The organism is Sphingobium terrigena, from assembly GCF_003591655.1.
In the GTDB taxonomy this organism is placed as follows: Bacteria; Pseudomonadota; Alphaproteobacteria; order Sphingomonadales; family Sphingomonadaceae; genus Sphingobium; species Sphingobium terrigena.
This window is the reverse complement of record NZ_QVRA01000029.1, coordinates 19809-45959: the sequence shown is the minus strand read 5'-3', so window position 1 is coordinate 45959 and position 26151 is coordinate 19809. Positions and strand designations below refer to the sequence as shown.

21 protein-coding genes and 1 pseudogene are annotated in these 26151 nt (G+C 62.7%); 16 read left to right on the top strand and 6 right to left on the bottom strand.

Annotated features, from left to right (window positions below; translation table 11 throughout):
• Positions 1–19: 19 nt before the first annotated feature.
• The 4 genes from D0Z70_RS20860 to D0Z70_RS20845 all read left to right on the top strand — a co-directional run bounded on the left by D0Z70_RS20860 (position 20) and on the right by D0Z70_RS20845 (position 3118).
• Complete coding sequence (locus tag D0Z70_RS20860) at positions 20–1294, top strand: copper resistance protein B (RefSeq protein ID WP_119749766.1); 1275 nt, start codon at positions 20–22, stop codon at positions 1292–1294.
• A gap of 48 nt (positions 1295–1342) precedes the next feature.
• Positions 1343–1726, top strand: coding sequence for a DUF305 domain-containing protein (locus D0Z70_RS20855; RefSeq protein ID WP_037472990.1), 384 nt, complete (start codon positions 1343–1345; stop codon positions 1724–1726).
• A gap of 58 nt (positions 1727–1784) precedes the next feature.
• Positions 1785–2234 carry a DUF411 domain-containing protein gene (locus D0Z70_RS20850; protein WP_047100380.1) on the top strand — a complete coding sequence of 150 codons (450 nt, stop codon included), beginning with the start codon at positions 1785–1787 and terminating at the stop codon, positions 2232–2234.
• A 347-nt stretch (positions 2235–2581) separates the two neighbouring features.
• Positions 2582–3118, top strand: coding sequence for a DUF2231 domain-containing protein (locus D0Z70_RS20845; protein ID WP_119749764.1), 537 nt, complete (start codon positions 2582–2584; stop codon positions 3116–3118).
• An 87-nt stretch (positions 3119–3205) separates the two neighbouring features.
• Here the strand turns inward: D0Z70_RS20845 and D0Z70_RS20840 are convergent, their stop codons facing one another.
• The gene (locus D0Z70_RS20840) at positions 3206–3610 is read right to left on the bottom strand and encodes a four-helix bundle copper-binding protein (RefSeq protein ID WP_047100480.1); all 405 of its coding nucleotides are present in this window, start codon (positions 3608–3610) and stop codon (positions 3206–3208) included.
• A 283-nt stretch (positions 3611–3893) separates the two neighbouring features.
• Entirely contained in the window at positions 3894–4877 is a 984-nt protein-coding gene (locus D0Z70_RS20835; protein ID WP_306341418.1) for an NAD(P)/FAD-dependent oxidoreductase, read from the bottom strand.
• A 222-nt stretch (positions 4878–5099) separates the two neighbouring features.
• Between D0Z70_RS20835 and copC the strand changes: the two genes are divergently transcribed.
• From copC to D0Z70_RS20795, 8 genes and pseudogenes are all read left to right on the top strand, one after another.
• Positions 5100–5468 (top strand): copper homeostasis periplasmic binding protein CopC, encoded by a 369-nt coding sequence (copC, locus tag D0Z70_RS20830; protein WP_037475981.1) that lies wholly within the window; start codon positions 5100–5102, stop codon positions 5466–5468.
• A 4-nt stretch (positions 5469–5472) separates the two neighbouring features.
• Entirely contained in the window at positions 5473–6399 is a 927-nt protein-coding gene (gene copD, locus D0Z70_RS20825; protein WP_037475979.1) for a copper homeostasis membrane protein CopD, read from the top strand.
• A gap of 64 nt (positions 6400–6463) precedes the next feature.
• The gene (locus tag D0Z70_RS20820) at positions 6464–9151 is read left to right on the top strand and encodes a vitamin K epoxide reductase family protein (protein WP_037475977.1); all 2688 of its coding nucleotides are present in this window, start codon (positions 6464–6466) and stop codon (positions 9149–9151) included.
• A 169-nt stretch (positions 9152–9320) separates the two neighbouring features.
• Positions 9321–9733, top strand: a pseudogene (locus tag D0Z70_RS20815) (NAD(P)(+) transhydrogenase (Re/Si-specific) subunit beta); the annotation flags it as partial.
• A 47-nt stretch (positions 9734–9780) separates the two neighbouring features.
• A complete protein-coding gene (locus D0Z70_RS20810; protein ID WP_088184706.1) occupies positions 9781–11172 on the top strand; it encodes an NAD-dependent succinate-semialdehyde dehydrogenase in 1392 nt (463 codons plus the stop codon).
• A 15-nt stretch (positions 11173–11187) separates the two neighbouring features.
• Positions 11188–12216 (top strand): alcohol dehydrogenase AdhP, encoded by a 1029-nt coding sequence (adhP, locus tag D0Z70_RS20805; protein ID WP_037475973.1) that lies wholly within the window; start codon positions 11188–11190, stop codon positions 12214–12216.
• A 160-nt stretch (positions 12217–12376) separates the two neighbouring features.
• Positions 12377–13174: a (S)-acetoin forming diacetyl reductase gene (locus D0Z70_RS20800; RefSeq protein ID WP_088184705.1), complete on the top strand. Its 798-nt coding sequence runs from the start codon at positions 12377–12379 to the stop codon at positions 13172–13174.
• Between the two features lie 82 nt (positions 13175–13256).
• The gene (locus D0Z70_RS20795) at positions 13257–13883 is read left to right on the top strand and encodes a YybH family protein (RefSeq protein ID WP_239019061.1); all 627 of its coding nucleotides are present in this window, start codon (positions 13257–13259) and stop codon (positions 13881–13883) included.
• A gap of 356 nt (positions 13884–14239) precedes the next feature.
• Here the strand turns inward: D0Z70_RS20795 and fliE are convergent, their stop codons facing one another.
• Both fliE and D0Z70_RS20785 read right to left on the bottom strand, forming a co-directional pair.
• On the bottom strand, positions 14240–14689 hold the full coding sequence (gene fliE / locus D0Z70_RS20790) for a flagellar hook-basal body complex protein FliE (RefSeq protein WP_235209629.1): 450 nt from the start codon (positions 14687–14689) through the stop codon (positions 14240–14242).
• 190 nt (positions 14690–14879) lie between these two features.
• On the bottom strand, positions 14880–16250 hold the full coding sequence (locus tag D0Z70_RS20785) for an IS1380 family transposase (RefSeq protein WP_088184704.1): 1371 nt from the start codon (positions 16248–16250) through the stop codon (positions 14880–14882).
• Between the two features lie 422 nt (positions 16251–16672).
• Between D0Z70_RS20785 and istA the strand changes: the two genes are divergently transcribed.
• The 3 genes from istA (at position 16673) to D0Z70_RS20765 (ending at position 20737) form a co-directional block, all read left to right on the top strand.
• A complete protein-coding gene (istA, locus tag D0Z70_RS20780) occupies positions 16673–18160 on the top strand; it encodes an IS21 family transposase (protein WP_088184703.1) in 1488 nt (495 codons plus the stop codon).
• Positions 18157–19008 (top strand): IS21-like element helper ATPase IstB, encoded by an 852-nt coding sequence (istB, locus tag D0Z70_RS20775; protein ID WP_373438208.1) that lies wholly within the window; start codon positions 18157–18159, stop codon positions 19006–19008. Before istA ends, istB begins: the two co-directional genes overlap by 4 nt.
• A 694-nt stretch (positions 19009–19702) precedes the next feature.
• Positions 19703–20737: an IS110 family RNA-guided transposase gene (locus tag D0Z70_RS20765; RefSeq protein ID WP_010338606.1), complete on the top strand. Its 1035-nt coding sequence runs from the start codon at positions 19703–19705 to the stop codon at positions 20735–20737.
• A 300-nt stretch (positions 20738–21037) separates the two neighbouring features.
• Here D0Z70_RS20765 and D0Z70_RS20760 read toward each other — a convergent pair whose 3' ends face one another.
• Positions 21038–22411, bottom strand: a complete 1374-nt coding sequence (locus tag D0Z70_RS20760) for a DUF7986 domain-containing protein (RefSeq protein ID WP_062734668.1) — start codon at positions 22409–22411, stop codon at positions 21038–21040.
• The gene (locus tag D0Z70_RS20755) at positions 22412–22981 is read right to left on the bottom strand and encodes a recombinase family protein (protein WP_013849886.1); all 570 of its coding nucleotides are present in this window, start codon (positions 22979–22981) and stop codon (positions 22412–22414) included. It abuts the gene before it with no gap.
• 140 nt (positions 22982–23121) lie between these two features.
• On the opposite strand from D0Z70_RS20755, the gene D0Z70_RS20750 reads away from it, so the two are divergent.
• Positions 23122–26091 (top strand): Tn3 family transposase, encoded by a 2970-nt coding sequence (locus D0Z70_RS20750; RefSeq protein ID WP_015449292.1) that lies wholly within the window; start codon positions 23122–23124, stop codon positions 26089–26091.
• Positions 26092–26151: the final 60 nt, after the last annotated feature.

Below are 26151 nucleotides of genomic sequence, written 5' to 3'. Positions count from 1 at the left end.
ATGGGCGAGGAGAATCGCGATGCAGCTTAAGCTCCTCCTGATCGCGGGCGGCGCGGCGCTTGGCCTGGCAACGCCCGCGGCCGCACAGATGGACCATTCCAACATGCCGGGCATGAAGATGCCGCCGCCTAAGACGCCAGCGGTGAAAAAGCCTGCCGCTAAGAAGCCAGCAGCGACCAAGCCCGCCGCGCGCAAGAATTCCGTGAAGCCCGCCGCCAAGTCGACACCGCGCGCGAAGGCGGGATCGGGGGCCAGGCCCGCCGCAAGTCGGTCCGCCAAGCCGCCGGCCCCTGGAGCGGTCGTTGCCGATCCTCACGCGGGTCATGACATGACGGCCATGCCGGGCATGACTACGCCTGGAGCCAACCCCAATCCTGGTGCCGGGCACGACATGTCGGCGATGCCAGATACCTCCGGCGGTGCCGCCCCCGGCCAGCCAGGTGCCATGCAGGGCATGGACCATGGTTCGGGCGCTATGCAAGGCATGGCAGGTCACGACATGGGAAGCATGCCTCCTTCCACGACAGGCATGACGATGGTCGGGACCAACCTGCCGGCCGGCAACGCTCCGCCGCCGCCGATCCCGACGGATCGGGCCGCGGACCAGGTCTACTCTGCCGCCGCCATGGCGCATTCGCAGCAGCATCTGCAGATGCACGGCGGCCAGAATTTCTCGCAGGTCATATTTAATCTGGCCGAATACCAGATCCGCGACGGTCGCGATGCCTATCGCTGGGATGGCAGTGCCTGGTACGGCGGCGACATCAATCGGCTGGTGCTCAAGACCGAAGGCGAAGGCAATTTCGGGAGAAGCCTCGAAAGGGCGGAGCTGCAGGCGCTCTATGCACGGGCGATCGGACCCTTCACCGACTTCCAGGCCGGGATTCGTTACGACTTCAAGCCCAACCCCTCCCGTGTCTACGCTACGGTTGGGTTCGAGAGCCTGGCCCCAGGCTTTTTCGATGTGGAGGGCGCACTGTTCTTGTCTAGCAAGGGTGACGTGCTCGGCCGCGTTGAAGGATATTACGATCAGCGTATCACCCAGCGCCTGATCCTCCAGCCTCGTCTCGAAGCGGAATTTGCGGCGCAAGACGTTCCGGAAGACCGGATCGGCTCGGGCTTGTCGGACCTCGAGCTTGGCTTGCGGCTGCGCTACGAGGTGAAGCGCGAGTTTGCCCCTTATATCGGTGTTTCATACGAGCGCAGAGTGGGCCGCTCTGCTCGTTTTGCACGCGAGGACGGCGAGGATGCGTCATCGACCAGCCTTGTTCTGGGCATTCGCACATGGTTTTGAGGCCGATTGGGCTTTGTTGCGTTGACTAAGTCCAAGAAGGAGCAGGCAATGTTTAAGACACTTACAGCTCTGGCTCTGGCGGCGATGGCAGCGAGCCCGGCTTTGGCTCAGCAGCAGATGCAAGGCATGGACCACTCGAAAATGCAGGGCATGAACCACGACAACATGCCTGGCATGAACACGCCCTTCATGCCCGCCGAGATGGCGATGCACGAGAAGATGATGAGGGCCAAAGGCGCCAATGCAAATGAGACGTGGGCCCGCAAGATGATCGAGCATCACCGCGGTGCGATTGCCATGTCGCAGATCGTTCTCCGCGAGGCGCCCGATGCGAAGACCCGGCAAATGGCTCAGAAGTCTATTGCCGAGCAAAACAAGAGCATCGGTGAACTCCAGGCGATGCTCCGGTCGATGAGCAAGCGACCTCAGTGATAATCTTCGTTCCTCCCGCCCCACGAGGGGGCGGGAGGAATGACCAAGGAGTTTTTCCATGAAGACAGCTTTACGATCCGCGCTTACTGCCGCAGCCTTGTTGGTTCCGGTTGCCGTCAGCGCGGCCACCCCGATCGTTATGCACCGCGATCCCGGCTGCGGCTGTTGCGCCAAGTGGGCAGCGCAGGTGCAGCGGCAGCTCGGGCGCCAGGTGCGCGTCGTCGATGATTCCAATCGCCCGGCGCTGCAGAAGCGCGCGGGGGTCCCTGCGGACGTCTCGTCCTGCCACACAGCAATCGCCGATGGCATGGCTTTCGAGGGCCACGTGCCGATTGCCGATATGAAGCGGGCTCTCGCGACCCGGCCCAAGGGTGTGCGAGGCCTCGCGGTCGGCGGTATGCCGCTCGGCTCGCCGGGAATGGAAGTGCCGGGCGTCAAGACGCAGGCCTATGACGTGGTCGCCTTCGGTCCCGGCGGGCGCCGCCTGTTCGCGCGCCACGGCAGCTGATCGGCGGTTTTTTCAGGCTAGCGGCGCAGGACCCGGCCGCCGCAGCCGGCGTAGCTCCACGGTCCAGTTCGTCTGAAAGAGCAGGCGAAGAGTTCACAAAAGGATTCGGACGGGTGAGGAAAACGGGAATCGATGAACACGGATCAAGGGGTCGGGTGATGGGCGGTAAACGAGGCGGGGCCTTCGCTTTGCTCCTTGCGGTTGCAATGTCAGTAAGCACGTCGGCATCGGCTCATGAAGATCACGATGCGCTCGGGGCCGGTCCCGGGTCGGCCGCTAACAGCGCAGGCGAGACTCAGAAAAAGGATGGAGCAGACGCTGGCGACGGTCACATGGGGATGGGCTCTATGTCGACCGTGGACATGAACATGGCCGGCCGCGACATCGCCGGCGATGACATGGACATGGGCGGCATGCACGAGGAGACCGCCAACAAGAACAAGACTTTCGGCGAACGTCTTGTGAGTTGGCTGGGTCGGCTGCACACCATGGTCATTCATTTTCCCATCGCACTGTTCATCGGTGCGTTCGGGGTGGAGCTGTTCGGGTTGTGGCGCCGCAACCGGGACTATCAGCATGTCGCACATATAATGTTGGTCGTCGGAGCGCTGGGAGCAATCGCGGCGGCGTTCCTGGGCTGGTTCGCAGGCGGGTTCTACCTGACCGACCGCAACCCGATCCTGATGACGCATCGCTGGCTCGGAACGTTGATCGCGGTCTTCGGCGTTGCGCTGGCTTGGATGGCAGCGCGCCACCGTAAGGGTCCCGAGCGGTCGCGGACGTTGTACTGGGTGTTGCTTGGCCTGATGACGCTGGCGATCTCCATCCAGGGGTTCCTTGGCGGAACCTTCATGCATGGCGGAATAAACCACTTGGCGTTCTGACCCAGTCCGGCTGTGTGCGTGAAGCGGTCGTTTCCTGAACAGGGACCGTCGAGGACGCGTCTCCGCCAAGGACGCGTCCTCGGCTGATCAGCGGATCGACTGAACCGCTTCGTTGCAAGCCTGTTCGCAGCGGCGACAGTGTTCAGCGCAGATGCGGCAATGCTCGTGCATGCTCGCATGCTTCTCGCACTCCTCCGCACACAGCCCGCAGGCGATGGCGCAGGCTTGAAGAGCCGCGACCAGCGCCTGCTCGTTGCTGCCGGTGCGGCGGGTGCCGAGCGAGCCTGCCGCCAAGCAGATGTCGGCGCAGTCGAGGTTCAGACGAATGCACTGGCGAAGCTGCGCGACCATCTCTTCCGCCAGACAGGCATCAGCGCACGACGTGCAGGTTTGAGCACATGAGTAGCACTCCTCGAGACAGCGGATCAGTGCATCGTTCGTGCTTCCTTTCACGTCCGGATGCGTCGCGATCATCTCTTTCATGTGGTGCATCGTTCTCTCCTGTTCAGGCAGTGGTCTCACCACCTGTCGAAGCAAGAGGTTACAAACCTGAATGTTCCGGCCTTTGCGTTGGACCGTGCGGCCGCTTTGGCGTGTCGAGTAACCTCTGGCGCTGGTGGTAGCGCACCGTCTCGACGCCCATGCCGCCTGCGTGAGCGAGCCCGGGATCGTAGTGCGGGAATTTGAACGGAGAAGGGCCGTGTCGCCGATCGTCGTGTGGGTACGAATCAGCGCTGGGTGGCGGCTTTACTCGTTGCACTGCCAATAGCTCGCGCTAGGTCGGCAGTACGCCCCGAGCGGGACACAGCCCGGCCATGGCGGATGCCAATCCGCTGTCGCGGTCGCGCAACAGGTTATGGATTGCGGTCGCAGCGACCGCTGCTTGTCCGGTCGCGACGCTGATCTGATCGAGCCCTTCCACAACGTCACCAACCGCGTAGAGGCCGGCAACCGAGGTTTGTTGGTGGGCGTCGGTCAGCACGCATCCCGTTGCCGCGAGCTTCGCGCCCAGCGAAGTGGCAAGCCCTGTTCGAGGCGATGAGCCGAGCGCAGGGTAAAGCGTGTCGAATTGTAGCTCCAGGCCATTGGCCAATCGAACCTCGACACAATCGCCAAGACGCAGCTGCTCGACAGGCGAGGGCGCGACATCGACGCCCTGCTGGGTCAGCCTGGCAAATTCGGTCGGTGCGAGGTCGAGCGACCGTTCGGCGAGAAGCGTGACCTTGGCACCATAAGCGCGCAGGAATTCGGCTTCTTCAGCGCCATGGCGGTCGCAGCCGAGCACCGCCACGCTCATCCGCCGAGCCTCATAACCATCGCAAATCGGGCAGTAGCGGAGAAGGCCACGCGCGACGCCGATGTCATGCATCGCATCGGGCATCTCGGGACGTCGATTGACGACACCCGTCGCGAGCACGACGGTCCGCGCGTACAGGACGTTCGGTCCGCAACTTGCCGAGAAGTGATCGCCTGATGCGACGATCGCGTCGATCTCACCGCTCTGGACCGTACCGCCATATTCATGCAGCTGAGCCTGCAGGCGCGCAAGAAACGTGACGCCGGAAATGCCGCCGGGAAATCCTGGGAGGTTGTGCGAGCGCGGGATGGAGGCGGCGCGCCCCGCCGCCGCGTCGTAAACGACGCAGCTCCTGAGAAAGCGGGAAAGATAGATCGCGGTCGTGAGGCCAGCGGGACCGCCGCCCACAATCAGACAGTCGATGACCTCCTCGGGATCGCCAGTCCAGCCTTGATTGGTCAACCGCAACCTCATCATTACCCCGCGCATGCGCCCGGCGGGCCCGCGGCCCTACTCATTCGGACGGTAGGCGCAGGTAGAAAGCGCTTTGTACTCCCTTGTGAATACGTGCCGATGCCGCTTCCCCCTCATCAAGAGGGTGCGGCGGCACGAAAAAAGATCGTGAGGGGTGACCCGTCCTGCTGCGTAATACAGGTGAACTCAACGGAAATGGAGATTACCCGCATGCGTCGCTTGTTCATCACGACTGCTGCCGCCGCCTTGTTCTTCGCAGGCGGCGTGGCAAACGCGCACCCGAAGCTGGTGTCCGCCAGCCCCGCCGCCAACGCGGCGGTCGCGACCCCGGAGAAGATCAGCCTCCAGTTCAGCGAGAAACTCGTGCCTGCTTTCTCCAAGGCCGAACTGATCATGGCCGCGATGCCTGGCATGGCGGCCATGAAGATGCCGAGCAGCGCCGCGGTCGGCTCCGACGGGCGTACGCTCACGATCATCCCGAAGCAGCGTCTCCCGCGTGGGCGTTACAACGTCGACTGGCAGGTCGTTTCCGGCGACACGCACAAAATCACTGGCAGCTACACCTTCACGGTGAAGTGAGCGGATGATTGACTGGCCGACCGTCGCCATCCGCTTGGCGTTATACCTCGTCCTGGCGGTGCTGTTCGGCCTGTCGGCGTTCAGCCTCTATGGCCTTCGGCTCGGCGAGCGCGAGGATGCAATCGCTCTGCGGCCTTGGCTTTCGGGAAGTGCTGTGCTCGGGTTGCTGCTCTCAGCCGCTGGCCTGATCCTCATGGCCTCGTCGATGGCCGGATCTCCATTCTGGCCGGTCGACGAGGCCGCGGTGGCTGCCTTGCTCGGAGGGCCACCGGTTGGCTCCGCCTGGAAGGTGCGCATGGTAGCGCTGGTCATTGCCGGGGGCGCGGTCCTACTGGCGCGAGGCAGAGCATCATGGCTGGCGATGGCCATGATTGCCGCCGCTACGGCGTTGGCGACACTCGCGTGGAACGGGCACGGTGCCATGGACGAGGGAAGCACCGGATGGCTTCACCTGGGCGCGGACATTCTCCATCTCCTCGCAGGCGGTATATGGGTTGGCGCACTGTTCGGATTGCTTCTCCTGATGATGCGCCGCGCCGAGGCGATCGATGCCGCGCACCTTCAGCTTACCCATCGGGCGCTGCACGGCTTCGGGGCGGTGGGCACGCTCGTGGTTGCCATTTTAGTGATCACCGGCTTGATCAACAGCTGGCTGCTCGTGGGCCCAGCCAATTTCACGGCCTTGGGCACGACGCTCTACGGCTTGCTGCTGCTCGCCAAGCTGGTCTTGTTCGCAGCGATGCTGGGACTCGCGTCGCTTAATCGGTTCCGCCTCACGCCGGCCTTCGAACGCTCGATTGCCATGAACGATCATGACGGAGCGCTTATGACGCTGCGGGTCAGCCTGGCGGTCGAGACAACCTGCGTGATTGGTATCTTGGCGCTCGTAGCATGGCTCGGCACCCTCGCACCGCCCGCATCGGGCATGTAGGTGAGGTTAGCTCTGCTGGGTCTGTTGATGTATTCAAAGGTGAACGAACGAGGGTGGCAGAGTCATGACCGACGTCGAACGCAGCGAGCCCGGGAGCGGCAAGGGTGCTCCTGAGATCGTCCTCATCACGGGTGCGAGCGGTTTCATAGCCGCCGCGCTCATTGCCCGGCTCGGCGAACGGTACACGGTCGTCGGACTCGATCGTGCCGGTCCTCCGGACCCGCCGCCTCCTGCGGCCGCGGTCGCCATCGATCTCGGGTCCGACGAGGCGGTCCGCGCCGCGCTCGAGGAGGTGCGCGCACGATACGGCGCCCGCATCGCGTCGGTTATCCACCTAGCCGCTTATTACGACATAACCGGCAAGCCTAACCCGCTCTATGACAAGGTGACAGTCCAGGGCACCCGCCGGCTGATTGACGGGCTGCAATCGTTCGAGGTCGAGCAATTCGTCTTCGCCAGCACGATGCTGGTCCATAAGCCGACCGCCACTCCGGAGGAGCGCATCAGCGAGGAGTCGCCAATCGGTGCGTCCTGGGCGTATCCGCAGTCCAAGGTCGACACCGAGGCATTGCTGCATGAGCGCCACGGGAACATCCCCGTCGTCTTCCTCCGCGCCGCAGGAGTTTACGACGACGACGGGCGCTCGGCGTTTCTCGCGCAGCAGATATCGCAGATCTACGAGCACCGCCTGATCTCGCATTTCTATCCCGGCATGCTGTGCGCGGCACAGTCATCGGTGCACCGCGAGGACTTGGCCGACGCCGTGGTGCGCCTCGTCGATCGGCGGCACGACTTGCCGTCAGAACTGCCGCTGCTCGTCGGCGAACCCGACCCGCCCGGCTATGCCGAGATCCAGGACATCGTCGGGGAGGCGCTCCACGGCGAGGGCTGGAAGACGATCCGCATCCCGCAGCCGCTCGCGAAGGCCGGGATCATCCTGCAGAACGAAGCGCTCGGCAGCGACGACTTTATCCAGCCCTGGATGATCGACAGCAGCAACGACCACTATATCCTCGACATCTCGCGCGCACGGTCGCTGCTCGGGTGGGAACCGAAGCACAGCCTTCGCGACACGCTCCCGGCGATCGTCGCTGCGCTCAAGCGGCATCCGCGGGCCTGGTACCGGAACAACAAGCTCAACGAGAACCTGGTCGCGTGGGATGAAGAGCCAGAGGCCGAGCTTGCGGGGTCTGGCCACCACCAGCCCGCAGCGGCCGCCGGAACGGGCGGCATAGATCACGGCGGGATGGATCACAGCAAAATGGACCACGCGGCGATGGGGCACGGGTCCGGCGCCGCGGTCGCGGCCATGTCGGACCACGGCGGGCACGGCGATCACATGGCCTTGATGGACCGCGATGAGCGCCGCGCACGCTGGGCGCTTTACGCCAACATCGGTCTCGGTCTGTGGCTCGCCTCCAGCCCGCTCATCTATGATTCCATGACCACGCAGAGCGTCGGCGAAGCCGCGCGTTTCGTAACCGTCGATCGCGGGCTGCCTTCGATCGAATGGCGGGCCAGCGCACTGGCTATCAGCGATGTCGTCAGCGGGCTCGCCATCGCGCTGTTCGGCGCGCTGTCGCTCGCCCCGCGCACCAAGACATGGGCGCAGTGGGCTGTCGCGTTCATCGGCATCTGGCTGTTCTTCGCGCCGCTGATCTTCTGGAGCCCGAGCGCCGCGCAGTACAACAACAACCTGCTCATCGGCTCGGCCGTGATCGCCCTGTCGGTGCTCGTGCCAATGATGCCGGGCATGAGCATGGCGGGCATGATGGACCCCAAGAACATCCCGCCTGGCTGGACCTATTCGCCATCGACGGACGCGCAGCGGCTGCCGATCGTCGCCATGGCGCTGATTGGGCTTCTGACCTCGCGTATCCTGACGGCCTACCAGTTAGGCCACATCGATACTGTGTGGGAGCCGTTCTTTGCTGGATCGCTGGCCGACCCGCGTAATGGGACCGAGGAGATCATTACATCCGACATGTCGAAGGCTTGGCCGATCCCCGACGGCGGTCTTGGTACAGTCAGCTACGTGCTCGAAATTCTTATGGCGGTGATGGGCACCCGCGACCGCTGGCGGACCATGCCGTGGATGGTGACCTTCTTCGGCATTCTCGTCATTCCGCTCGGCGTCGTCAGCATCTATTTCATCATCAGCCAGCCGATCGTCATCGGCACGTGGAGCACGCTGGCGCTGATCGCCGCGCTCGCCATGCTGATCATGATCCCGTTCGCATTGGACGAGGTCATTGCCATGGGCCAGTTCCTCGCCTGGGCGAAGCGCCGCGGCAAGCCGCTGATCCGCACCTTCTTCCAGGGCGACGCGGTCGAGGCGGGGGCCGAGGACGCATCCGACGTGATGGCCTCGCCTTCTACCTTCTGGGCGGATGCGAAGCGCGGGCTGACGCTGCCGTGGACGCTGGCGGCCAGTATCGTGCTCGGCGCCTTCCTGATGCTGACGCGGGTGATCCTGGGGAACGAAGGCGAGATGGCGAACAGCGACCATGTCGTCGGCGCCCTCGTGATCACAGTCGCGATCATTGCCACCGCAGAGGTGGCCCGCGCTCTCCGCTTCATCAATGTCGCGTTCGGGGCATGGCTCGTCGCTGCCCCGTTCCTGCTGACAGGGGCCGGCCCCCTTGGGGCGATCGTGTCGGTGGTCGTGGGAATCGCGCTCATCGGGCTCAGCCTGCCGCGCGGCAAGCGCAGCCCCGAACATTATGCGAGCTGGGACAAATACGTAATTTGAGGCCTTACTCGCCTCCAGAGAGGAGGGGCACAGCATGGCGCAGTCCAGGTACCGAGTTCTATCCGGGGGTCATTCAGGCGGTTATATGGCCGTCGATTATGGCGGTGCGGTTGCCGATGGCCGGGTCAAGAGCGGCCGAGTATGCCGAGATGAACGAGTTCGCGTGAAGCTGCTCCAGGCCGCAGGCGTCGGCGTGAAGTTCGCGATCCATCCGGTTGCGGGGCGCATGCCCGGTCACATGAACGTGCTGCTCGCCGAAGCCGGCGTGCCCTATGACATCATCTTCGATATGGAAGATATCAACGCCGAGTTTGCCAACACCGATGTCGCGCTGGTCATCGGGGCCAACGATGTCGTCAACCCGGCGGCACGCACCGACAAATCCTCGCCGATCTACGGCATGCCCATCCTCGATGCCGACCAGGCCCACCAGGGGTCTATGTCGTCAAGCGCGGTCAGGGCAAAGGTTATTCCGGCGTCGAGAACCTGCTCTTCTTCAACGAGAATTGCAGCATGGTCTATGGGGATGCCCAGGCGGTGCTGACGCAGATGGTGCAGGCCGTGAAGGATCTCGGCGCGTGACCGTACCCCTTACCCCCGAAATCTGATTCACCACAGGAGAATGGACAATGACCTACGCGACCATCAATCCCTATACCGGAGACACTGTTGCGACCTTTCCCGACGCAACGGACGAGGAGGTGAAGACCGCGCTGGACAAAGCAGACGCGGCTTTCCTCAGTTGGCGCGAAACCTCCTTCGCCGAGCGCGGCCGTATCCTGCAGAATGCCGCAGACATCCTGCGCCGGGACAGCGATGCTTTTGCCCGCCTGCTGACGCTGGAAATGGGTAAGCTGGTCGCCGAAGCGAAGGCCGAGGTGGAACTCTCCGCCAAGATCTTCGAATATTATGTTCGGCATGCGGAAGACCTGCTGAAGCCGGAGAAGCTGCCGGTGCTCGATCCCGCCGAAGGCGAGGCGATGCTGGTGCACGAGCCGCTCGGCGTCCTCCTGGCGATCGAGCCATGGAATTTCCCTTATTATCAGATTGCCCGCATTCTCGCGCCGCAACTCTCGGCCGGCAACACGCTGATCCTCAAGCACGCCTCGAACGTTCCGCAGAGCGCCGCGGCGTTCGAGAGACTGATGAACGAAGCGGGTCTGCCGGAAGGCGCGTTCCAGAATCTCTATGCAACGCGCGATCAGATCAACTTCATCATCAACGATCCGCGCGTTCATGGCGTGGCGTTGACTGGCTCGGAAGCTGCCGGCGCGGTGGTTGCATCCGAGGCCGGCAAGGCGCTCAAGAAGTCGACCATGGAACTGGGCGGCGCCGACGCCTTTGTCGTGCTCGCCGATGCCGACATGGACAAGACGATCGACTGGGCCGTCTTCGGCCGGCACTGGAACGGTGGCCAGGTCTGTGTTTCGTCCAAGCGCATGATCGTCGTCGATGAAGTCTACGACACCTTCCTCGACGGTTATCGCAAGGGCGTAGCCAAGCTCGTCATGGGCGACCCCTCCGACCCCGGCACCACTCTCGCGCCGCTCTCCTCGCAAAAGGCGGCCGACGACATCAAGGAACAGATCCGCAAGGCCGTCGAACTGGGCGCCAAGGCTGAGGAAGTCGGTCCTACAGTGCCGAACAAGGGGGCTTTCGTGCAGCCAACTTTTCTGACCGACCTCGATGAGGGCAATCCGGCCCGTTATTGGGAATTCTTCGGTCCGGTATCGATGCTGTTCCGTGCGAAGGATGAGGACGATGCCGTGCGCATCGCCAACGACTCGCCCTTTGGCCTGGGCGGCTCCGTCTTCACCTCCGATCCTGTCCACGGCGCCGAAGTGGCGAAGCGGATTTCCACCGGCATGGTCTTCGTCAATCACCCGACTAAGGTGGAGGCCGACCTGCCGTTCGGCGGCATCCGTCGCTCGGGCTATGGCCGCGAACTGCTGGGCCTCGGCCTCAAGGAGTTCGTCAATCACAAGCTGATCGATGTCGTCGATATCGACGCGCATTTCTGAGAGAGGAACATCGCCATGGAAAGCACGATGAAAGCCGCGGTCGTCCGTGAATTCGGAAAGCCATTGGTCATGGAGGAAGTCGCGGTGCCCCGACCTGGCGCCGGCCAGATCCTCGTCAAGATCGCAGCCACCGGTGTGTGCCACACCGACCTGCATGCCGCTGAGGGCGATTGGCCGGTCAAGCCCAATCCACCCTTCATTCCTGGTCACGAGGGCGTCGGACATGTGGTCGCGGTTGGCGCAGGTGTGAAGCATGTCAAGGAGGGCGACCGGGTGGGCGTGCCATGGCTATATGATGCCTGCGGCCATTGCACGCACTGCCTGGGCGGCTGGGAAACGCTGTGCGAGGAGCAGCACAATACCGGGTATTCGGTGAACGGCAGCTTTGCCGAATATGTTCTCGCCGATCCCAATTATGTGGGGCATCTGCCCGGCAACGTTTCGTTCGTCGATATTGCGCCGATCCTGTGCGCCGGCGTCACCGTCTACAAGGGCCTCAAGGTAACCGACACCAAACCGGGCGACTGGGTGGTGATCTCCGGCATCGGAGGTCTCGGCCATCTCGCCGTGCAATATGCCAAGGCGATGGGCCTCAACGTCGTCGCCGTCGATGTCGATGACAGGAAGCTCGACCTCGCCCGGTCGCTGGGGGCCACGTTGGCAGTCAACGCCCGTTCGGAAGACCCGATCGCTTTCGTGAAGAAGCAGATCGGAGGCGCGAATGGGGTGTTGGTCACCGCCGTGTCGCCCAAGGCCTTCGAACAGGCGATGGGTATGGTGGGACGCGGCGGCACGGTCGCGCTCAACGGCCTGCCGCCCGGTGACTTCCCGCTGCCGATCTTCGACACGGTGCTGAACGGCGTGACCGTGCGGGGATCGATCGTGGGGACGCGGCTCGATTTACAGGAAGCCTTGGACTTCGCCGGTGACGGCAAGGTGAAGGCCACGATCTCAACCGACAAACTCGAGAACATCAACGACATCTTCTCCCGGATGCACAAGGGCGACATCCAGGGCCGCGTCGTCATCGATTTCGAGCAATAACGAGCCGCTTTTCGATCGGGCGTGTCTTCGTCGATCAGCCGGTCACCGCCGGGGCCGGAGGTCAATTGCCTTTCTGAACGCGTCTCCTCTCACCCTTAGGAGGGAGGAGACGCGCCGGTGGAGGAGAGGCGCCATCCTGAACAGACGAAGGAAGATTATCATGACTACTGGCAAGAAGGTCGCAATCGTCACAGGTGCCGGCCAGGGCATAGGCTTGGCCATCGCGGTGCGTCTCTCCCGGGAAGGCTTCGCCATCGGCTGTCTCGATTATAATGCGGAAACGGCAGAGGCGGCAGCCGATGCAATCATCGCTACAGGCGGTGAAGCACTCGCGGTCAAGGTCGATGTCGCTCAGCGCGATGACGTCTTCAAGGCGGTGGATGCGGTCGTTCAGCGGTTTGGCCGGCTCGATGTCATCGTGAACAACGCAGGCCTCGGACCGACCACACCGATCGAGGAGATCACGCCCGAAATCTACCACAAGGTGTTCGACGTCAATGTCGGCGGCACCTATTGGGGCATCCAGGCGGCGCTCAAGCATTTCAAGGCACGTAAGCCCGAGAAGGCCGGCGATATCGTCGGCAAGATCATCAATGCTTCGTCACAGGCGGGACAGGTTGGCAATCCCGATCTGGCGGTTTACGGCGCGACCAAGTTCGCGATCCGCGGCATCACCCAGACAGCAGCCAAGGATCTCGCACCCCTTGGCATCACCAGCAATGCCTATTGTCCCGGTATCGTGCGCACGCCCATGATGGAGGGCATTGCTCAGAAGGTCGCTGATGAAAATGGCCAGACCCTTGAATGGGGCCTGCAGCAATGGGCGAAGAACGTAACGCTCGGGCGCATCTCTGAGCCGGAAGACGTGGCAGCCTGCGTATCCTTCCTTGCTGGCCCGGACTCGGATTACATGACAGGGCAAGCCCTGATTATCGACGGCGGCATGGTCTTTAACTGAGGCAGAGGTTCGAAGACGATCCTGTTTCGGCAGGCTCGTCTTGGTGCAGCTGTCAGATGCTGGGAGGCATGCGATGCATGCAATGGTCCTGAATGCGGTCGGTCAGCCGCTCGTGTGGACCGAACTTCCGGATAGAAGGCGTCACCTCAAGGTTTGTGCGCCAGACAACTACAAGGGTTCCTGGGGCGCGCCTTCATGCATGGCGGCCTCAACCATCTGGCATTTTGAAGGGGGAAACATGATTTTGGCGTTTAGGGTGGCAATGGCCACAGCACTGGCGATGCCGATCGCGGTCGCCGCCCAGCCTGCATCGCGCTTCGCGGATACGAAGGCCGTGGAGGCAGTACTGTCGCAGTACAAGGCGGCGATTGAAAAGCTCGATGCGAAAGGAACAGAGCGACTCTTCGCGGCCGACTCCCAGATATTCGAAACGGGTGGCTCGGAGGGAACCTACGCGACATACCTCGCCCATCATCTTGGGCCAGAGCTGGCAGCCTTCAAGTCGTTTACATTTTCCGACTACAAGGTGAAGGTTCGCTTTGAGGGTCCGGTCGCACTTGCCACCGAGACCTACCGCTATCGGATCGAGCCGAAGAACGGGGCTGTTGCCGAACGTATTGGCGTCGCAACCAGCGTCTTAACGCGCTCGGGGAGCAGCTGGAAGATCATCAGCATGCACAGTAGCGCTCGCAAGCCGAAAGGCTCCTGATCGGTCAAGATCACATTGCGCCCGGACCCAGCTTCAGGGGTCGGCAATATGGCCGCTACTGCTTCTTCGCTGGATTCGGCGTAGCCGACTGCGGTGTCGCATTTGTAGAATTCGTCGGGTGATCGTGCTCCGGTATGCCAGCATAATGGTTCATCTGATCCTCGGAGATGTCCGACGTTTCCTCGCTGCTGCCACAAGCCGTTACGGCCAGAGGTAACAGAAACATGGCTGTGATAATCGCCCTCGATCTTCTCATAACAGAATACCCTTCGATGCCGATCTGAACCCATCATAGCTGATACGGTGGGATGCTCGTATCTGACTTCCTTACAATGATATGATCGACAAGGTTTTCGCTAGACTGGCATGCTCATGATGTCCTTATACGCGGAAAGCAACTTATTGCGAACTTGCAACGTCGCCTCGAACGCGATCGACGACTCCTGCCGCGCGAGCATTACCTTTGCAATATCGACCTCTTCGCCGCGTTCATAGGCAACCGTCAACTTTCCGGCGCGAGCGTTGATTTCATTGATCTTTTGAAGCTGTGTTTGCAGTGTAGAGGTAAAGCCACCTGGTTCCGCGCGCCCGGCAGCCGAGATCCCTTGGGTCGAACCTGGACCTACGACCGAGTCTGCACCGTCCGCCTTTCCAAGCACGGTATTCATCGCTGCTTCGAATTTTGCTCCCGCACCCTCGGGGCTACCAACAGAAACCGCGCTGCTTGCTACATTCCGAAGCGCCGCATTCCTGTCGAGAATGGCGCTTCGCACGGCCATGACGTCGTTGATGAAGATGCTGCTCATGTTCACCCCGGTGCGTCATCTAGCCCGCACTATTCATGAGCCCGCATGACTGAACGTATCCGGCCGGATTTTTCGGTGATCGTGTAATCAGGGCGAGCGCCATCGTCGGCATTTTCACCGAGTCAGGATCAATTGGCTTTTCAAGGTTGATGGACGAGGGCTCAGGCTTTGTGCGGCACGGCCGCGCTGACTATGTAGGTGCTGGCCGGAGGCTGATGGCGATGGCCTTGAACACGTTGGCATCGGGGCAGGCTGACGCAAAGGCGACACGGATGCGCGTGGCAGTCTCGATGACGCGGGCGGCGACCTTGAGCAGCCGCAAGCGCAAGGTGGCGAACTCTGCAACGGCGAGAGCCGTTGTCCTGGGGATCGCCTGCTGGATGCGCCACATCAGCCAGTAAGCAGCAGTATGCAGGATCAAGCGCATCTGGTTGGCGTTGGCCGAGCGGCACGAGGTGCGGTCGCTGGCGAGTTGGGTCTTATGCCGTTTGATCAGGTTCTCGGCCTGACCACGAGCGCAGTAGAGTGTGTCATAGATGTATTCGGCCGAGCCGTCCGTCAGGGAGGTCACGACGTAGCGGATGTCCATGCCGAGCTTGCTGGCCTCGATCCGGGCGGCGACGCGGCGCTGGCATTTCCAACTTTTAGCACCGTAGCGGGTCTCGGCATAATTGCGCAGGACGGCCCGATCTTCCTCGGCGCGCTTGACTGCACAGGCATCGGCGGCTGCAACGATGACCGGATCGGCGCGCAGCGCGGCATTGGTCGGCAGGCCGAACACGTAATCGACGCCAGCTTCCTCGCAGAAAGCCATCACCTCTGGTCTGCCATAGTGCCCATCGCCGCGGACGGTGATGCGGGTTGTGGGCCAGTGCTTGCGGATGTGGTGCACCAGGCGCCGGATGTGACCTGCCGCTTCGGCGCCCGATGGCGTCTTGCCGGTGCGCAGCAGCATCGCCACGGGTCGCCCTGTCGCGGTATCGTAGACATGGATCGGAAGGAAGCAGCGCTCGCCGTGGTGGCCGTTCCAGAATGAAAGCTGTTGGTAGCCGTGCACGACATCACACGTATCATCGATATCCAGCGTAACCGCCTTGGGCGCTATCGGATAGCTGGCGCAGTAGACGCCGATCATGGCCTGCATCATGCGCACCAGTTCGCGCGTGGTGGCTGCGTTTTCCCACCGGCTCATCGTCGGCTGACTGGCAAGGCCCGCGCCGGCGCCTGGCAGTTTGCCCAGCGCCAGGCGGAAGCCGGGATCATCGCGCAGAGCATCAAGGTCATCGGCATCCTCGTAGCCGCAGCAGATTGCCAGAACTCGCGCCCGCAGGATGTCGTCCAGCGCATGGATTACCCGAGAGGGATCGCGCAGATCGGCAATACAGCCGGCGAGCTGCGCGCAAATTCCCATCTCGCGTTCGGCCTGCGCCAGCAGTAGAACTCCGCCGTCCGAGGTCAACCGGCCACCGTCGAACGCGGCGCTGACTTTCTTGCGCCCGATGGCTGGAAACGAAAACCGGGGCGCGCTAACCTCGCTGTCGACGGGTGTGGCTTGTGGCATTTTCTGTCCTGAACAGGAACGGTGTAGACAACCAATTTCCTACTTTAGAACAGTGCCTTACGCCACTCCCGTCAACTGCCTCATGCGCCCCGGTGAATAACAGCGGCTAGCATAGCTGCATGATCGCATCGCAAGCGTTAGAGGATGGTTAACGACGCTTAGGAATGATTTCTTCATCGTAAAGCCAGGCGTCGATCGTTATCGGATTTGCCCAAGCCTGCCAGATGACGCGCGACCAGATGATCCAATCATTGGCACTTGGCGAAATGGTCGCACGACGTTACGGGGCATCTTAATCGTGCAGCGCGCTCTCTCTCTGTGTAGGGCGGTGACAAACCCGGCCACGGGAGCGCCGGCATAGGTGCCGGTGCGGCGGAGAGAAATCCTGCCAGTGGTAAGCTGCTCCATTTGGGGCGGCGAGGATGTTTGCCTTGGAGAGCTACGCGGTCGTTCGGCGTTTCGTGTTCGTGGAAGGTCATAGTCGCCGGGAAGCGGCGAAGGTGTTCGGTCTGAGCCGGGACACGGTGGCGAAGATGTGCGCGTTCTCGCTGCCACCAGGCTACCGGCGCGCGAAGCCGCCGGAGAAGCCGAAGCTGGGGCCGCTGTTGCCGGTCATCGACGCCATGCTGCGCGAGGACCGCCTGTCGCCGGCCAGGCAGCAGCACACCGCCAAACGGATCTTCGAGCGGCTGCGCGACGAGCATGGCCATGGCGGCGGCTACACGGTGGTGAAGGACTATGTGCGGCTAAGTCGGGCCCGCAGCCGGGAGACGTTCGTGCCGCTGGCGCACCCGCCGGGCCATGCCCAGGTCGACTTCGGCGAGGCGTGGGCAGAGATCGGCGGCGTGCGGCAGAAGGTTCATTATTTCTGCATGGACCTACCGCATTCCGATGCGTGTTTCGTGAAGGCCTATCCGCGCGAGACGACCGAGGCGTTCCTGGACGGCCATGTTTCGGCCTTCGCCTTCTTCGGCGGCGTGCCGCTGTCCATTCTCTACGACAATCTGAAGATTGCGGTGGCGAGGATCTGCGGCGACGGCAAGCGCGAGCGCACGCGGGCCTTCACCGAGCTGGTCAGCCACTACCTGTTTGCCGACCGGTTTGGCCGGCCCGGCAAGGGCAACGACAAGGGGAAGGTCGAGGCGCTGGTAAAGCACGCCCGCGCGATGTTCATGGTGCCCATTCCCGTGGCGGCCAGCTTCGACGAGTTGAACGAGCGCCTGGCGAAGGACTGCCTGGCCCGACAGAACGGGCATGCCGGACGCCATGCCGACACCATCGCCGAGCGGCTTGCCGCCGACCGGCAGGTCTTCCGGGCCTTGCCGGCGGTGCCGCTGGAGCCGTGCGAGAAGCGGTCGGCGCGCGTGTCGTCGACCGCGCTGGTGCGCTACCGGACCAACGACTATTCGGTGCCGACCGCCTACGGCTTCCGCGACGTCCTGGTGAAGGGGTTCGTCGACGAGGTCGTCATCAGCATCGCCGGCGAGGAGATCGCCCGCCATCCGCGCAGCTATGGCGAGGGCGCCTTCGTCGCCAACCCGCTGCACTATCTCGCGCTCATCGAGCAGAAGCCCGGCGCGCTCGACCAGGCGGCCGCCTTGCAGGGCTGGGATCTGCCCGAGATCTTCCAGCATCTGCGCCACCTTTTGGAAGCCCGTATGGGCAACAAGGGGAAGCGGGAGTTCATCCAGGTGCTGCGGCTGCTCGAAGCCCTGCCGCTCGCCGTCGTCTCCGACGCGGTGACACAGGCCGTGCAGCTCGGCGCCATCGGCTTCGACGCGGTGAAGCTCATCGCGCTGGCGCGTATCGAACGGCGACCGCCCCGTCTCGATCTGGCCGCCTATCCGCACCTGCCCCGGACGGACGTGAAGACGACCCGGGCGGCGGACTATGGAGTGCTGGCGGCATGACAAGCGACAAGATGCCGACCGGCACGACCGGCGGGACACCCCAGGTGCTGCTCGCCCACCACCTCAAGCAGCTCAAGCTGCCGACCGTGCTGCGCGAATATGAGAAGGTCGCGCGCGAATGCGCCCGCGACGGTATCGACCACCCGCGCTACCTGCTGCGTCTCATCGAGCTTGAGCTCATCGACCGGGAGCGGCGCACGGTCGAGCGGCGGATCCGCGCCGCCCGCTTCCCGGCGGTGAAGAGTCTCGACACCTTCGACTTCACCGCCATCCCCAGCCTCAACAAGATGCTGGTGCTCGAACTCGCCCGCTCGGAATATATCCTGCGCCGGGAGAACGTCATCGCGCTGGGTAACAGCGGCACGGGCAAGACGCACGTCGCCCTCGCGCTCGGCCTGGCGGCTTGCCAGAAGGGTTTCACCGTCGCCTTCACGACCGCGGCCTCGCTGGTCAACCAGCTGATGGAGGCGCGCGACGAGCGGCGTATGCTCAAACTCCAGCGGGAACTGGCGGCCGTGAAGCTGCTCATTGTCGACGAGCTCGGCTATGTGCCGCTGTCGGCGACCGGCGCAGAACTGCTCTTCGAGGTGCTGTCGCAGCGATACGAGCGCGGCTCGACCATCATCACGTCGAACCTGCCGTTCGAGGACTGGACCCAAGTGCTCGCCTCGGAGCGGCTCACCGGCGCGCTGCTCGACCGCCTCACGCACCACGTCTCCATCCTCACCATGAATGGCGACAGCTACCGCCTCAAACAGTCCGCCGGCCGGCGCTCCGCCAGAAGGGCGGAGCAAAACCAGGCCACTGTGTCGGCCGACCCGAACACCGGAGAGATCCCGCCGACATAGCCGGGAGAAAACGGTCGCGACGACATGGAAAGGGCCCCGATCGGGGCCCTTTCCATGTCGTCATCACACCTCGACCGCTGGCCTACTTTTACACCGCCACCGTGGCCGGATTTTGCTCCGCCGTTGACACTCTCGCTGAATCAAAGGACCATCCCGCGAAACCCTTGCCGCTCCCGCGTCGCTACGCCTTCGCGACGCGGCTCGGTGCGCCGACGAGCTTCGGCGCGGTCCTAGCCGCCGCGTCTTGTCGCTCGTGCTGCGGCGTTGGGTGTGGGGGCTGGCCTTCGCCGCGCTGATGCCTCTACGCTGGCCCTGACGGCGCTTTCCCTCGTCGGCCTGGCTGCCGGGTAGTCGACCTATGAGCGGCGTCGAAGTGCCTGCGCCGCGGATCGGTCCTGCACCGTGACACTACCCTCCCGCGCAACCCCGATCATGCTCGCGATCGGCACGGCAAGGTTTCGACGCCTCCGCCCACGTCTCCGCAAGCGAGCGCCACGCCAGGACAAAAGCTTTAAGAAATCCAACAATAGGGAGACGGTGGATCAATTCCTGATCCACCCGATGCAGGGTGTGGCAATAATTGATCCACCCTTATTGAGGGCATCGCGTGGAAGGTACGCCAGACGATGGAGTGGATGGCTCCCGCTCACCGGCTGAGGCAGACTGCCTCGGCTGAAGAGCGAGGAGACGGACGATGAGTGAGATTGTCACGATTGGGCTGGATATCGCGAAGTCGGTGTTCCAGGTCCATGGTGTAGACGCTGCGGGTCAGGTGGTTGTGACCCGGCAATTGAAGCGCGGACAGATGTTGAAGTTTTTCGCGGCATTGCCTCCGGTTCTGATCGGGATCGAAGCCTGCGGAACGGCGCATCACTGGGGTCGGCAGCTCCAGAACCTGGGCCACGACGTAAAACTCATCCCGCCGATCTACGTGAAACCTTACGTCAAGCGGCAGAAGAACGATGCCGCCGATGCCGAAGCGATTTGCGAGGCGGTGACGCGGCCGACAATGCGGTTCGTCGAAATCAAGTCAGTTGACCAGCAGGCTGGCGGCGTGCTGCACAAAACGCGGGCACTGCTGATCAAGCAGCGGACGATGATGTTCAATGCCGTGCGCAGCCATCTGGCCGAATTCGGTCTTGTGACGGGTACCGGCGTGGCGCAGGTGGTGCGCATGGTCGATCGGCTTGCGAAAGGGGACGAACTCGATCTTCCGGAACTGGCGCGCGAGACACTCGGCGTCTTAGCGCGCCACATTCAGGAACTGCAGGACAAGCTCACCGGGATCGATAAGCAGTTGACCCGCTGGCATTATCGCAACGACGTCAGCAACATCCTTGAAACCATCCCCGGCGTTGGTGTGATCACCGCCTCGGCGCTCGCGTCGATGGTGACCAACGCGCAGAGCTTCAGGTCGGCCCGCCATTTCGCCGCCTGGCTTGGACTCGTGCCCCGGCAAAACTCGTCAGGTGGCAAGACCCGCCTGGGCAAGATTACCAAGGGCGGCAATCGCTACCTGCGACAATTGCTGGTCGTCGGTGCGACTTCAGTGCTGCGGCATGTCCGGGCGGGCAGCGTCAAAGGCTTTGAATGGGCCAAAGCCTTGCTTGATCGCCGTCCGCCCAAGGTCGTGGCCGTTGCTCTGGCCAACAAGATGGCGCGTATTGCATGGGTGGTGATGACGCGCGGCGTCGAGTATGAAAGAAAGGAATTGGCGATCGCAGCCTGATTGGCAGGCGATGGCAAAACAAGGTTGAGGTGTGAAGACCGACTGAAGGCAAGCCATTCGATCCACCGAGCTTCGGCAAACCTGCTTAGCGTACAGGACTTCGAGTCCGCGTAAACGATGAGGAGGCCAGGGCTGGCGGAATCCTTCAAGGCCAGCAGCCGTATAAAGGCTGCACATAAAGGCCGGACACGCGACTGCACTCGATATGGCATGTCAGAACGTCAGAAAATCGCACCGCAACGCGGGAGCCATCCACACGCAACGCTAAGCGAGAACATTTCAAGAACCGTATGATGGCCGTTACCGCCGGAGGTCGCTAAGCCCCAGTTCTTCCCACATCCATGTAAAGTCATAGGTGCCCATCGGATCGGCGGTGCCCGATTTTGCCGCGCCATTTTCGATATATTTGAGCCAGTCGGCTACCTTTACCCGCCCCGCCTTTGTACAGGCCAGAACGCGTGGCGTCTTGTGGCTGAGGGCTGGGACCGGCTCATCGAGCGTTTTCGTATATTCACGGGTCAGCATATCGTGAACGATGCGCTCCATTTCATGCGGTGGAATATCCAGCGCCTCGTCCTGTGGCGTGCGGGCGGCATCGTCGGCCATAACCTGATCGAGCGTCCGGATTTCGGCCATAGGCGCGCTCACGCAATCACCAAGCCATTCGCCCATCTGGGTAATTGCTCGCTCCGCGCGGGCGGCACTGTTTACCTCGACGATCAGCTTGCGCCCTGCCAGTTCCACATTGGCAAAAACCGGCGTGCCGTCATCCATGGTCGTGACGAAGGCCCGCTTGCCTTTGGTCGCTTGCGGCTTCTTGTTCTTCGTCGCTGGTGCCAGCCAGTTCCAGAAACTGTCGCTGGCAGGTTCCAGCCATTGTGCCGCGTTCAGCCTTCGGATCAGGCTCTTGCCGACCACGCCTTTCGCCAGCGGAAAAACGATACGGTGGAACACCAGGTCATCGCCGTCGGCGTTGACCATATCCGGCGCGCTGCCGGGCATGGCCTTGCCCAGACAGTCGAGCAGCCACATGTTCGTGAACATCGGTCCCGATGCTCCCAGAAGCGCGTCCCGATCGGACGGGTCCAATTCCGCAGTGTCCTGAGTTTCGTCGGCAAGTCGGGAAAATGCATCGACCACTCGCACGGCGCCCTCAGCGCTGAACGGCAACAGCGCTCCGGAAATGCCATGGCGCCCGTTCACGTCGACAACCCTTGCGGCGATCTTGTCCCAGTTGACCAGGGTCTGGGTTGCACCGTGTTCGCGCACCGTCACCGGAGCAACGTCGCGCAGCAGATCGCGCAAGGTCATCGACTGACCAGGCACGACTTCGCTGACCTCATAGAGCGACATGACCGTATCGCGTAACGCGCGCATATAGGCCTTGTTCGGCGCCTTTTCGTTCCAGCCCCGGCGCTTGAGATAGTCATCGACCAGATTGCGACCGTCGGGTTCCAGTTCCTGCGTAAGCAGATCTTCAAAGGCGCAGCCCCATAGCGGCCCTTGCCAGTGATCGCCAATTATCTCGAATATGGCGTCAGGCTCGAGTCCGGTCGCTTCGCTCGCCGGATCGAGATGCGCGGACAGCATTTCGGCCAATGCCTCATCCCATGGCGCGCGATCCGCATATTTCATCAGGCCGGAAAGATCGTGAGCCGATTTCGATCTGGACATTCAGATGGGCCTTTCCACGCCGAGGCGGCGCATTTCTCGATAGATGGTCGATCGGCCGATGCCGAGTTGTCGTGCTGCTTCTGTCGGCGAGATGCTCGCTTCGACCAGTTTGATGGCGGCATGTACCTTGGACATGTCGAGCGGCTGACGGCCGGGCAACTTGCCTTTGGCGCGCGCGGCGGCGATCCCATCCCTGGTTCGCTCGGAGATCAGTCTCCGCTCGAAATGGGCGATGGCCCCGAACACATGGAAGATGAGTTCGCCGGCGGCCGACGATGTGTCGATCTTTTCCTCAAGACTCAGGAGCGCGATGCCCTGGCCGCGTAGCGTCTCGACCGTGGTGAGCAATTCGGCGAGCGAGCGCCCAAGCCGATCGAGGCGGACCACCGCCAGCGTGTCGCCCTTGCGGGCATAGGCGATCAGTTCGGCCAGACCGGGCCGCTCCATGCTCTTGCCCGACATGACGTCGGTGAACACCTTGATCGCGCCGGCCTCCTCCAGACGCATGGTCTGTCCAGCCACGTCCTGATCGCCGGTGCTGACGCGGGCATAACCCAGAATATCGCCCATCCCGTGCGTCTCCCAAACGGTCGTTCTGTGGACGATCTGAAGGGCGATCGCTTCGCCCCATCCATATCCGTCCACATACTATGTCTCTTTACTCATGGCTGTCCATAGGCCCAGATGACCTTTTGTGGACGGGAATCGGAATGACGAAGCGTAAGCATCAACTCCTGACCGAGAGCGAACGCGATCAGATCCTCGCCATCCCGAGCGAGCGCGACCATCTAGCCCGGCTCTACACCTTCGAGCCTTCGGACATCGAGATCATCGGCGCACGACGGGAGCGACGGAACCAGTTGGGTGTCGCGCTGCAACTAGCGCTCTTGCGGCACCCGGGCATCACACTGGCGCAGTTGATACAGGACAAGGGAGCGATACCCCATGATCTCGCCGCCTTCGTCGCGGAACAACTTGGTCTACACGTAACCGACCTGGCCAACTATGCAGCGCGGGATCAGACGATGACGGACCATGCCCGCGAGCTGGCGATGCGAGCGGGCCTTCGTGGACCAACCCGCGCCGACATTCCCTTCATGATCGAAGCGGCCGCGAAAACGGCATGGGCGACCGACAAGGGGATGACGATAGCGATCGGCGTTGTCACCGCCCTTCGCGAGGCCCGGATTCTACTGCCGTCCATCTCCACCATCGAACGCGCCAGTAGTGCGGGACGCGCGCGTGCCCGCAAGCAGGCTGCCTACGCCCTGATCGCTGATCTTAGCGCCGAACAGGTCCACGCCCTCGACCAGGTCTTTGACGACGCCGGCGGCATGAGCCAACTCGCTTCGCTCAAGACCATTCCCGTTGCGGCCAGGCCCGATCACATCCGCCAGATTCTCGACCGCCTGCGGCAAGTGCGGAAGATCGGCATCTCCCCGGACGTGGCTGGCCGCATCCATGCCGACCGATTTCGGCAATATGTCAGGGAAGGCCGCGCTTCGCCTGCCTATATGATCGAGCGATATATTCCCTCCCGACGGCGCGCTACGCTGGTTGCGTTCCTGCTCGACCTCGAGGAACGACTGACCGATAACGCCTTGGAGATGGCGGACAAGCTGATCGGCAGCATCTTCACCCGCGCGAAGAACGCCCAGGCGCGCAGCTATGCCACCACGTCAAAGAATGTGGCGCGGCTGATGCTGATCTTTCGCAGGACAATCGACGCATTGACCGATGCGGTCGATACCGGCGAAGATCCAATGGAGGCCCTGGACGCATCGGTCGGGTGGAACACCCTCCTGAAGGCGAGGCCAGAAGTGGCGACAATCGCGGAAACCGCCAACCTTGATCCGCTGACGGTGGCGGCCGACCGCTATGCGACGTTGCGCAAGTTCGCCCCCGACCTGCTTGAGGCGCTCCAGTTCAGGGCCGGAAAGGGCAGTGCAAAAACGATCGCCGCCATCGAGATGCTGCGCGACCTCAACAGGTCGGGCAAACGCGATCTGCCTGCCGACGCTCCGATGCCCTTCCGCAAGGAATGGCGGAAAATCGTCGTGGGCGATGACGGCAAGATCAACCGGCGTCTCTGGGAAATCGCGACGATCGCGCATCTGCGCAACAAGCTGCGTTCCGGGGATGTCTGGGTGGAGCGATCGGCAGGATACCGCCGGTTCGACAGCTACCTGCTCAGCGAACCCCAGGCGAAGCCGATCGTGTCGGCTCTCGGTCTGCCACCCACAGCCGGCGAATGGCTCGAACAGCGGGGCCGCGAACTTGACTGGCGGCTTAAGAAATTTGCCCAGCGCCTGAAGCGCGACGCTCTGGAGGGTGTGCGATATCGCGACGACCGCCTCCAGATATCCCCCGTTCGCACGATCGCGACGCCCGACGCCGAAGCGCTGGCCGACCGGCTCGATGCCATGATGCCACGCATCCGCATCACCGAGCTACTGCATGAGGTGGCGCAGGAAACCGGCTTTCTTGCGGCGTTCACCAACCTGCGTACCGGCGAGCCGTGTCCCAATGAAAACGCGCTGCTCGCCACGATCCTCGCCGATGCGACCAATCTCGGCCTGTCGCGCATGGCGGCGGCGAGTCAGGGCGTCACGCGCGATCAGCTCCTCTGGACCCATGACGCCTATATCCGCGACGACAGCTACCGCGCGGCGCTGGCCCTCCTCATCAACGCGCACCACCGCCTGCCATTCTCACGAGTATGGGGCGACGGCACCACGTCCAGTTCCGATGGCCAGTTCTTCAGGGCCGCGAAGCGCGGCGCGTCGGGCGGCGATATCAACGCCCGCTATGGCGTCGATCATGGCTTCAGCTTCTACACCCATAATTCTGATCAGCGCGCGCCCTACCACGTCAAAGTGATCTCGGCCGCGACGCATGAGGCGCCCTATGTCCTCGACGGCCTCACCAGCCACGGCACCGATCTCAGGATCGTCGAGCATTACACCGACACCGGCGGGGCGACCGATCATGTCTTCGCCCTGTGCGCGATGCTGGGATTTCGCTTCTGCCCGCGCCTGCGCGACTTCCCCGACAGGCGGCTCGCGCCGATCGCGCCGGTCACGGCCTATCCGTCCATCACCCCGCTGTTGGGCAAGCGTATCCGCACCGACATCATCGGTGAGCAATGGGAAGACGTGCTGCGCCTCGTAGGGTCGATCAAGGCCGGCCATGTCGCGCCATCGGTCATGCTGCGAAAGCTCGCTGCCTACGAACGGCAGAACCAGCTCGATGTCGCGCTACAGGAAATCGGCAAGATCGAGCGGACGCTGTTCATGCTGGACTGGCTAGAAAATCCCGATCTGCGCCGGCGATGCCATGCCGGTCTCAACAACAGCGAGCAGCGCCATGCCCTGACGCAGGCGATCTACACATTCCGCCAGGGCCGCATCATCGACCGCAGCCACGAGGCGCAGCAATATCGGGCGTCCGGCCTCAATCTGCTCGTCGCCGCGATCGTCTATTGGAACACGATCTACATGGATGCCGCCGCCCAGCATCTACGATCAACATCGGTCGCGGTGCCTGATGATCTACTCGCCCATACGTCCCCAGTAGGTTGGGAGCATATTGCTTTCTCGGGCGATTTCCTCTGGGATCGAGCAGCCGCTTCCGCTGGCCGCAAGGCCCTCAATCTGCCGCCGGATAGCCGCGCCGCCTAAGCGTTCGCTGATTGTTCGCCCTTAGCGTTGTTTAGCGTACCATCCACGCTATGCCCTCTA

Excerpts from the sequence above, each read along its gene's own strand:
- D0Z70_RS20860 (WP_119749766.1), top strand. The coding sequence starts at position 20 with ATGCAGCTTAAGCTCCTCCTGATCGCGGGCGGCGCGGCGCTTGGCCTG.
- D0Z70_RS20855 (WP_037472990.1), top strand. The coding sequence starts at position 1,343 with ATGTTTAAGACACTTACAGCTCTGGCTCTGGCGGCGATGGCAGCGAGC.
- D0Z70_RS20850 (WP_047100380.1), top strand. The coding sequence starts at position 1,785 with ATGAAGACAGCTTTACGATCCGCGCTTACTGCCGCAGCCTTGTTGGTT.
- D0Z70_RS20845 (WP_119749764.1), top strand. The coding sequence starts at position 2,582 with ATGTCGACCGTGGACATGAACATGGCCGGCCGCGACATCGCCGGCGAT.
- D0Z70_RS20840 (WP_047100480.1), bottom strand. The coding sequence starts at position 3,610 with ATGCACCACATGAAAGAGATGATCGCGACGCATCCGGACGTGAAAGGA.
- copC (WP_037475981.1), top strand. The coding sequence starts at position 5,100 with ATGCGTCGCTTGTTCATCACGACTGCTGCCGCCGCCTTGTTCTTCGCA.
- copD (WP_037475979.1), top strand. The coding sequence starts at position 5,473 with ATGATTGACTGGCCGACCGTCGCCATCCGCTTGGCGTTATACCTCGTC.
- D0Z70_RS20820 (WP_037475977.1), top strand. The coding sequence starts at position 6,464 with ATGACCGACGTCGAACGCAGCGAGCCCGGGAGCGGCAAGGGTGCTCCT.
- D0Z70_RS20810 (WP_088184706.1), top strand. The coding sequence starts at position 9,781 with ATGACCTACGCGACCATCAATCCCTATACCGGAGACACTGTTGCGACC.
- adhP (WP_037475973.1), top strand. The coding sequence starts at position 11,188 with ATGGAAAGCACGATGAAAGCCGCGGTCGTCCGTGAATTCGGAAAGCCA.
- D0Z70_RS20800 (WP_088184705.1), top strand. The coding sequence starts at position 12,377 with ATGACTACTGGCAAGAAGGTCGCAATCGTCACAGGTGCCGGCCAGGGC.
- D0Z70_RS20795 (WP_239019061.1), top strand. The coding sequence starts at position 13,257 with ATGGTCCTGAATGCGGTCGGTCAGCCGCTCGTGTGGACCGAACTTCCG.
- fliE (WP_235209629.1), bottom strand. The coding sequence starts at position 14,689 with ATGAGCAGCATCTTCATCAACGACGTCATGGCCGTGCGAAGCGCCATT.
- D0Z70_RS20785 (WP_088184704.1), bottom strand. The coding sequence starts at position 16,250 with ATGCCACAAGCCACACCCGTCGACAGCGAGGTTAGCGCGCCCCGGTTT.
- istA (WP_088184703.1), top strand. The coding sequence starts at position 16,673 with ATGTTTGCCTTGGAGAGCTACGCGGTCGTTCGGCGTTTCGTGTTCGTG.
- istB (WP_373438208.1), top strand. The coding sequence starts at position 18,157 with ATGACAAGCGACAAGATGCCGACCGGCACGACCGGCGGGACACCCCAG.
- D0Z70_RS20765 (WP_010338606.1), top strand. The coding sequence starts at position 19,703 with ATGAGTGAGATTGTCACGATTGGGCTGGATATCGCGAAGTCGGTGTTC.
- D0Z70_RS20760 (WP_062734668.1), bottom strand. The coding sequence starts at position 22,411 with ATGTCCAGATCGAAATCGGCTCACGATCTTTCCGGCCTGATGAAATAT.
- D0Z70_RS20755 (WP_013849886.1), bottom strand. The coding sequence starts at position 22,981 with ATGGGCGATATTCTGGGTTATGCCCGCGTCAGCACCGGCGATCAGGAC.
- D0Z70_RS20750 (WP_015449292.1), top strand. The coding sequence starts at position 23,122 with ATGACGAAGCGTAAGCATCAACTCCTGACCGAGAGCGAACGCGATCAG.